Below are 6,108 nucleotides of genomic sequence, written 5' to 3'. Positions count from 1 at the left end.
AGCGAACCCGTCTCCGCCAATTTCGTGGCGCGCGAATGGCTGAACCGCTACACCGCGCTGGAACAGTCCGGCATGCCGCTGCGCGAGGCCGGCCGCGCCGCCGCCTTGCGCATCTTCGGCGACGCCCCCGGTGCCTACGGCGCCGGCGTGAACCGCCTCACCGAACGTTCCGGCGCGTGGCGCGACCGCGAGGAAATCGCGCGCGCCTACAGCAAGCGCCTGGGCCACGCCTATGGCCTCGCCGACCAGGGCGAAGCCAGCCACGCCGCTTTCGACACTGCGCTCACCGGCATCACCCGCACCTATCATGGCCGGGCAAGCAACCTCTACGGCCTGCTCGACAACAACGATGCCTTCGATTACCTCGGCGGCCTGTCGCTGGCTGTCGAAGGGCGCACCGGCCGGCCGCCGGAAGCGCTGATCCTGCAGCACGCCGATCCCGGACGCGCCGACGTCGAACCGCTGGCCACCGCGCTGCTGGGCGAACTGCGCGGCCGCTTCCTCAATCCCGCCTGGCTCAAGCCGCTGATGGCGCACGGTTATTCGGGCGCGCGTACCATGGGCACTGAATTCCTCGAAAACCTCTGGGGCTGGCAAGTCACCCGCCCCGACCTGGTGAAGAACTGGGCGTGGGACGAGGTCAAATCCGTGTATTTCGACGATGCGCGAAAACTCGGCCTGCCTGAATTCCTCGGCCGTGGCCACAACGCCCACGTCAAAGCGCAGATGCTCGCCATCTTCATGGTGGCTGCGGAAAAGGGATTCTGGAAAACCGATGCCGCGACCATCCGCCAGCTCGGCGGCGAGCTGTCCCGGCTAGTCGCAAAGAACGGCCTGCCCGGCAGCGGCCATACCGCGCCTAACCATCCGATGTGGTCGTGGCTGGCGCCACAGCTGGACGCCGGCGACGCCCAGGCGCTGGGCGTGACGCTGGCCAAGGCCAGGGGTGAAACACCGGTTGCCGCTCAGGTATCAGCGCATGTCGCCACCGGCAATGCACCGTCGCCGCCCGCCAAGGACGAAGCACCGGCTCCCGCGGCGCCCGCTCCGCGCTACTACGAACTCAACACCGTTTCGGACTCCGCGAGTCGAAGCGACCGCACCATCCAGTTTCTCGGCCTGCTCATCGCCGGCTTCATCCTGTTTGCCCTCGGCCTGTGGCGCGGTGGGCGGCCCCTCTCATCCACAAGGAGTTTCCAATGAATGAAATGCTTTCCTTTGCCTGGCTGCACGATGCTGTCACCTGGCTGCTCGCCCCGGCGCTGGCTGCCCTGCTGCTGGCCTGCGCGGTCGCACTGGTCGAAGCCGGCATCGCCACCGGCGAACGCCTCTACGGCCTCGCCCGGCTTCGCGCGACCGGCGACATAGTCCGCGTGCAAACCGTCGCCCGTCATCGCCTGGAACGCGCCGACCTGCTCGCCCGCATCCCGCCGATGCTCGGCCTGATGGCGACCATCATTCCGCTTGGGCCGGGCCTTGCCGCGCTCGGCAAGGGCGATCCCGCACAGCTCGCAAGCGCGGTCACCGTCGCCTTCGATGCAACAGTGCTCGGCCTGGTCGCTGGCATCGCCGGACTCGTCGTCGGCAAGCTGCGTCGCCGCTGGTATGAAGAAACGCTGGAGGCCATGGAATGAGCCGCAAACGCCTGCGCCTGTATTCGCGCCTCGACGCCCGCTTCGATGATCATGACGAAGACCCGCGCGCGAGCCTCGTCAACCTGGTCGATGTGATGCTGGTCTTCGCCTGCGGTCTGCTCGCCGCGCTGGCGGCCGGCACGCAAAGCGCGTTGAAGGTGCCGCAACCCGTGGAAAAAGGCCGGGAAATCTCGCGGCCGGATACTGGCCTCACGCAGAACGGCAGCGGCTATGACCGTGTCGGTGAAGTGTTCCGCGATCCGAAGACTGGCAAGCTGGTGCTGATCGATGGAAGCGCCGGCGTCAGCAAGCCGGCGAAATAAGCAGGGACCGGTCCGCTTCCGCTAGCGTCCTGCAGCTGCAAAACGCCATCGCGATTTCCAGTTCGTCGCGCAGCAGGCGCAATACGTGCGACACGCCCATGACGCCGGCATCGGCGAGGCCGAAGACGGCGGGCCGTCCCACCAGGATGGCATCGGCGCCGTGCGCAAGTGCCTTGAGCACATCGGTGCCGCGGCGGATGCCTCCCCGCTCTCCGTCTTGCATAAAGCACAATAAACAGCCTGCCTTGGTGTGAACCTTCAGGGCTGACACCCAACTAACGGGTTTTGACAGACTGGAGGGCGCGATGGCTGCCAACACGAAGAACAAGTATCCCGCCGACAAGACAGGAACCAAGTACAGCGAGTTCCGGAATACCAAGCGGGTACCGCCCGGCAAGAAGAAGACCGAGCGGGAAGGCAAGTCCGGCTGATGCCTTCCCGGTCCCGCGCCGTCAGAGGCGCTTGATCAAGGCAGAGGTGAATTCGGTGGTCGAGGCGGTGCCGCCGAGGTCCCGCGTTCGCACGTTGTGTTCGAGCAGGGTTGCCTGGATACCGTTGCGAATACGGTTGCCAAGGTCCTGCTTGCCGACGTGGTCCAGCATCATTGCCGCTGCCAGCAGAAGCGATACCGGATTCGCCACACCCTTGCCGGCAATGTCGGGCGCGGAGCCGTGGACCGCTTCGAAAATGGCGGCCTGGTCACCAATATTCGCCCCGGGTGCCATGCCGAGGCCGCCGATCAGGCCAGCGAGCTGGTCGGACAGGATGTCGCCGAACAGGTTGGTACACAGCAACATGTCGAACTGCCAGGGATTGAGCACGAGTTGCATCGCGCAGGCGTCGACGATGCGGTCATCCACCTCGACCCGGCCGGCGTATTCCTTGGCGACGTCGCGCGCTGCTTCCAGGAAGATGCCGGTCAGTGCCTTGAGGACGTTGGCCTTGTGCACGATGGTGACCTTCTTGCGTCCGTTCTTGACCGCATAGTCGAATGCATAGCGGGCGATGCGCCGGCAACCTTCACGCGTATTGACGCCGGTCGATACGGCAACCGCGCGCGGATCGTCGCCGACGGGCACGAAATACTCGTGCGCCACATACAGCCCCTCGATGTTTTCGCGCACCAGCACAATGTCGATGTTTTCGTAGCGCCCCGGGATGATGGTCTTGGCCGGCCGCAGGTTGGCGTAGAGCTTGAACTCCTCGCGCAGACGGACATTGACGGAGCGGAAGCCGCCGCCGACTGGCGTTGTCAGCGGCCCCTTGAGCGCCAGCTTGTTGCGGCGGATGCTGTCCAGCGTCGACTGCGGCAAGGGATCGCCGGTTGCATCGACGGCTGCCATGCCTGCCGCCTGCGTTTCCCATTCAAAAGGCGCGCCGAGCGCGTCCAGCACATCCACGGTGGCCTTCGTCACTTCGGGTCCGATGCCATCGCCTGGAATCAGCGTTGCGGGAATCCGCTCTCCTGTTGCCATTGTCAGCTCCTTGTCCTGTTTGTCAGCAAATCCCGTCGAGGGTAGCACCGCTTGGCTGTCAGCAGGCTTACATCCTGGCATCCCGCCGCTTCTCACCGGCAAAGATTTTTTGCCGTGTCAGGACGACTCTTTGACAATTGTCATCCCTTGTCTGTCTCTCAGGATAAAAGGCGAACTCGATTGCCTCAATACCAATGAACCGGAACCGGAGACGACAATGAAAAGAACAAGCGCATTCCTCTCAGTCCTGCTGCTCCTGGCCTCTTGCGGGGGCGGCAAGGATGAGACGCCCGCAGCAGCGGAAAGTCCCCCGCCTGCCGCGCCGTCCACGCCCGCCACCGGCGCAAGCGTGCAGGCCGGGCGGCTGCAGGACAGCAGGACCTATACCTTCGATGCGGCGCAACTTCCGTTCGGCCCGATGCCCGATGTCACCGCGGAGACCGACCGCTGGCATGGCGTGCTGAACGGCGCCGGCTACCGCGTCGAAGTACCGCGCAACTGGAACGGCCGGCTCGTCCTCTATGCGCATGGCTATGAAGGGCTCGATCCTGCACTGGAAGTATCCGACATCCCCATCCGCCGCCACCTGATCGAAAACGGCTACGCCTGGGCTGCGTCGAGCTTCAGCAAGAACGGCTATGACGTCCGGGCAGGCATCGAGGACACCAATGCCCTTGCCCTCGCCTTTACCTCGATCGCGGCGCAGAACAACCGCCCGCTGCCCGCTCCGTCAAAAATCTACATCGTCGGGGTATCGATGGGCGGGCACGTCGCCGCCGCCGCAGTGGAACGGGAGACCCAGGAAACCGCAATCAACAAGCTGCGATACAACGGCGCAGTGCCGATGTGCGCCAATGTCGGAGACACCGAGCTCTTCACTTACGCAGCGGCCTACCAGTTTGCGGCGCAGTACCTTGCCGGCGTACCCGCCACCGCCTTCCCGGTGACGGATTTCGCGTCCAAGGAAGACCGCATCAAGCGTGAGCTGTGGCTGGTCTTTCCCGCCATCCCGACTGACCAGGGCCGCAAGCTGATGGCGGCCTTCATCAGCCTGACCGGCGGACCGAGGCCGATTGCGGAAGACAGTTTCCGGCTGAAGCCGATGCAGGATCCTGTGTGGCGGCGGTTCGGCGATGACGGCACCATCGACGGCATCCTCGAGAAGAACATTGCCGACACTTCCGGCGTGGTCTACCAGCTCGATGGCGATCCGGCGTTGTCGGCGGAAGAGCAAACGATGAACAGCACAATCCTGCGCGTGACGCCCGCGCAGGACGCCAATCCGCGGCGCGGGGACGGCTTGCGCTGGGTGCCGAAGGTGAATGGCCAGTTCGACGTCCCGGTCGTGACGCTGGCCGGACTCGGCGACCTGTTCGTGCCGTTCAGCATGCAGCAGATCTACAAGCGCCGCGCGGCGGCGAACGGCAGCGACCGCTGGCTGGTGCAGCGTGCGATCCGGACACCGGGGCACTGCGATTTCACGATCGCGGAACAAGTGGATGCCTTCGAGGCCATGGTGAACTGGGAATTGACCGGGACGAAACCGGGCGGCGATGAAGTCTTGGATGCTGCGACGGTCGGCAGCGCGAGCTATGGATGCGCATTCACGCGAAACACTACCGGGTCGGACGATCCCGATGCGCTGGGGCCGGTGCGAAAGCTGCTGCCGTCCTGCCCCTAACGCAAACCGAATAGCGTCGCAAAAAATCCGCGATGCTTTTGCACGGGCGCACTGTGCTCCTGCGGCTGCAACTGCGGCTTGATGGCGGCTGCTTTCTCCGCGAGCGATACCTGCCTCTGCTGGGCCGCCGGCGATGCAATATGCTCGGCATACCACTTACCGAAGCGCAGGTCATGGGTCATGATGTGGCCAACGAGCCATTTGTTGAGGAAGCGGCGCAATTCCTGCACGCGCTCCTCGGTCCACGCATCGCCGTTTCCGAGGAAATCGGCGACATGACCAGCGAAATCCTCATGCAGTTTCAGGTGCTGCTCGAAGGCCGGATAACCGCTCTTTTCCATCAAGGCCTGCTCGTTGGAGAAGTGCACGACCACATAGTCCAGCAGCTCTTCCACCGTCTGCTGCACAGAATCCAGGTTGAGCGCCTTGACCAGCGTGAACAGGTGCTGGTGCTCATCGTCCACCTGGTCGATGTTCACTTTGAATCCCTGGCGCCATTCGATGACGAAGGGCTTTTTCGGATCTTCCTGTGCCATGTGGGTTCTCCCGAATGATGACGCTGCGCGGAGCGGAATGAGAGAGGCGTGTCATGCCAGTGCCATCGGCAACGCGTGGAGCACTGCCGTGGACTGAGTGTACGACTTATTGATTTTCGGCAACATTGATCTGGGTCAAAATAACCCTGCTGCCGTCAGGTGGCGAGAAATCAGCGCATGGACGCGGCGCGTTGCTCGGCCATCTCTTCCATGAATTCAAGAAAGCCTTGCTCGATGCACTCGATTTCTTCTTCGGCAGGCAGCTTCTTCTTTTCGCAGTTGGCGACGATGGAGTTGATATCCTTCTGCACTTCGGCCACACGCCCGGTCTTTTCCGGCTCGGCGGAAATGGCGCCGGCGGTCACGGCACACAGGGACAGGAGCAGGCAGTTGAGGGCAGTTTTCATATCCATAAATCCACGATAAAGGCACGAGCAGTCTACCGGCGCGTGCAGGCAA

General features: G+C 63.6%; 8 protein-coding genes and 1 pseudogene. 5 read left to right on the top strand and 4 right to left on the bottom strand.

The genetic code is table 11. The features are described from left to right. The 3 genes from AYR66_RS15840 to AYR66_RS15830 all read left to right on the top strand — a co-directional run. Positions 1 to 1,203, top strand: a 1,203-nt coding sequence (locus AYR66_RS15840; RefSeq protein ID WP_141104252.1) for a cobaltochelatase subunit CobN, incomplete at its 5' end; no start/stop codon positions are given. Then, positions 1,200 to 1,634: a MotA/TolQ/ExbB proton channel family protein gene (locus AYR66_RS15835; RefSeq protein ID WP_088708305.1), complete on the top strand. Its 435-nt coding sequence runs from the start codon at positions 1,200 to 1,202 to the stop codon at positions 1,632 to 1,634. The genes AYR66_RS15840 and AYR66_RS15835, both read left to right, overlap by 4 nt. Continuing rightward, positions 1,631 to 1,957 carry a DUF2149 domain-containing protein gene (locus tag AYR66_RS15830; RefSeq protein ID WP_088708304.1) on the top strand — a complete coding sequence of 109 codons (327 nt, stop codon included), beginning with the start codon at positions 1,631 to 1,633 and terminating at the stop codon, positions 1,955 to 1,957. The genes AYR66_RS15835 and AYR66_RS15830 overlap by 4 nt, the downstream gene beginning before the upstream one ends. Here the strand turns inward: AYR66_RS15830 and AYR66_RS15825 are convergent. Further along, a pseudogene (locus tag AYR66_RS15825) lies at positions 1,938 to 2,162 on the bottom strand (alpha-hydroxy-acid oxidizing protein); the annotation flags it as partial. The gene AYR66_RS15830 and the pseudogene AYR66_RS15825 sit on opposite strands and share 20 nt — an antisense overlap. A 100-nt stretch (positions 2,163 to 2,262) precedes the next feature. On the opposite strand from AYR66_RS15825, the gene AYR66_RS30440 reads away from it, so the two are divergent. Next, complete coding sequence (locus tag AYR66_RS30440; RefSeq protein ID WP_272938347.1) at positions 2,263 to 2,388, top strand: hypothetical protein; 126 nt, start codon at positions 2,263 to 2,265, stop codon at positions 2,386 to 2,388. A gap of 21 nt (positions 2,389 to 2,409) precedes the next feature. Here the strand turns inward: AYR66_RS30440 and AYR66_RS15820 are convergent, their stop codons facing one another. Then, positions 2,410 to 3,432, bottom strand: coding sequence for an isocitrate/isopropylmalate dehydrogenase family protein (locus AYR66_RS15820; RefSeq protein ID WP_088708302.1), 1,023 nt, complete (start codon positions 3,430 to 3,432; stop codon positions 2,410 to 2,412). Between the two features lie 217 nt (positions 3,433 to 3,649). Between AYR66_RS15820 and AYR66_RS15815 the strand changes: the two genes are divergently transcribed. After that, positions 3,650 to 5,113 carry an alpha/beta hydrolase gene (locus tag AYR66_RS15815; protein WP_088708301.1) on the top strand — a complete coding sequence of 488 codons (1,464 nt, stop codon included), beginning with the start codon at positions 3,650 to 3,652 and terminating at the stop codon, positions 5,111 to 5,113. Here AYR66_RS15815 and AYR66_RS15810 read toward each other — a convergent pair. Both AYR66_RS15810 and AYR66_RS15805 read right to left on the bottom strand, forming a co-directional pair. Then, on the bottom strand, positions 5,110 to 5,649 hold the full coding sequence (locus AYR66_RS15810) for a bacteriohemerythrin (RefSeq protein ID WP_088708300.1): 540 nt from the start codon (positions 5,647 to 5,649) through the stop codon (positions 5,110 to 5,112). The genes AYR66_RS15815 and AYR66_RS15810 overlap by 4 nt on opposite strands. A 170-nt stretch (positions 5,650 to 5,819) precedes the next feature. Beyond that, entirely contained in the window at positions 5,820 to 6,056 is a 237-nt protein-coding gene (locus AYR66_RS15805; RefSeq protein WP_088708299.1) for a hypothetical protein, read from the bottom strand. Positions 6,057 to 6,108: the final 52 nt, after the last annotated feature.

It is taken from the genome of Noviherbaspirillum denitrificans (genome assembly GCF_002211445.1).
In the GTDB taxonomy this organism is placed as follows: Bacteria; Pseudomonadota; Gammaproteobacteria; order Burkholderiales; family Burkholderiaceae_D; genus Noviherbaspirillum; species Noviherbaspirillum denitrificans.
This window is presented reverse-complemented; position numbering and strand designations above follow the sequence as displayed.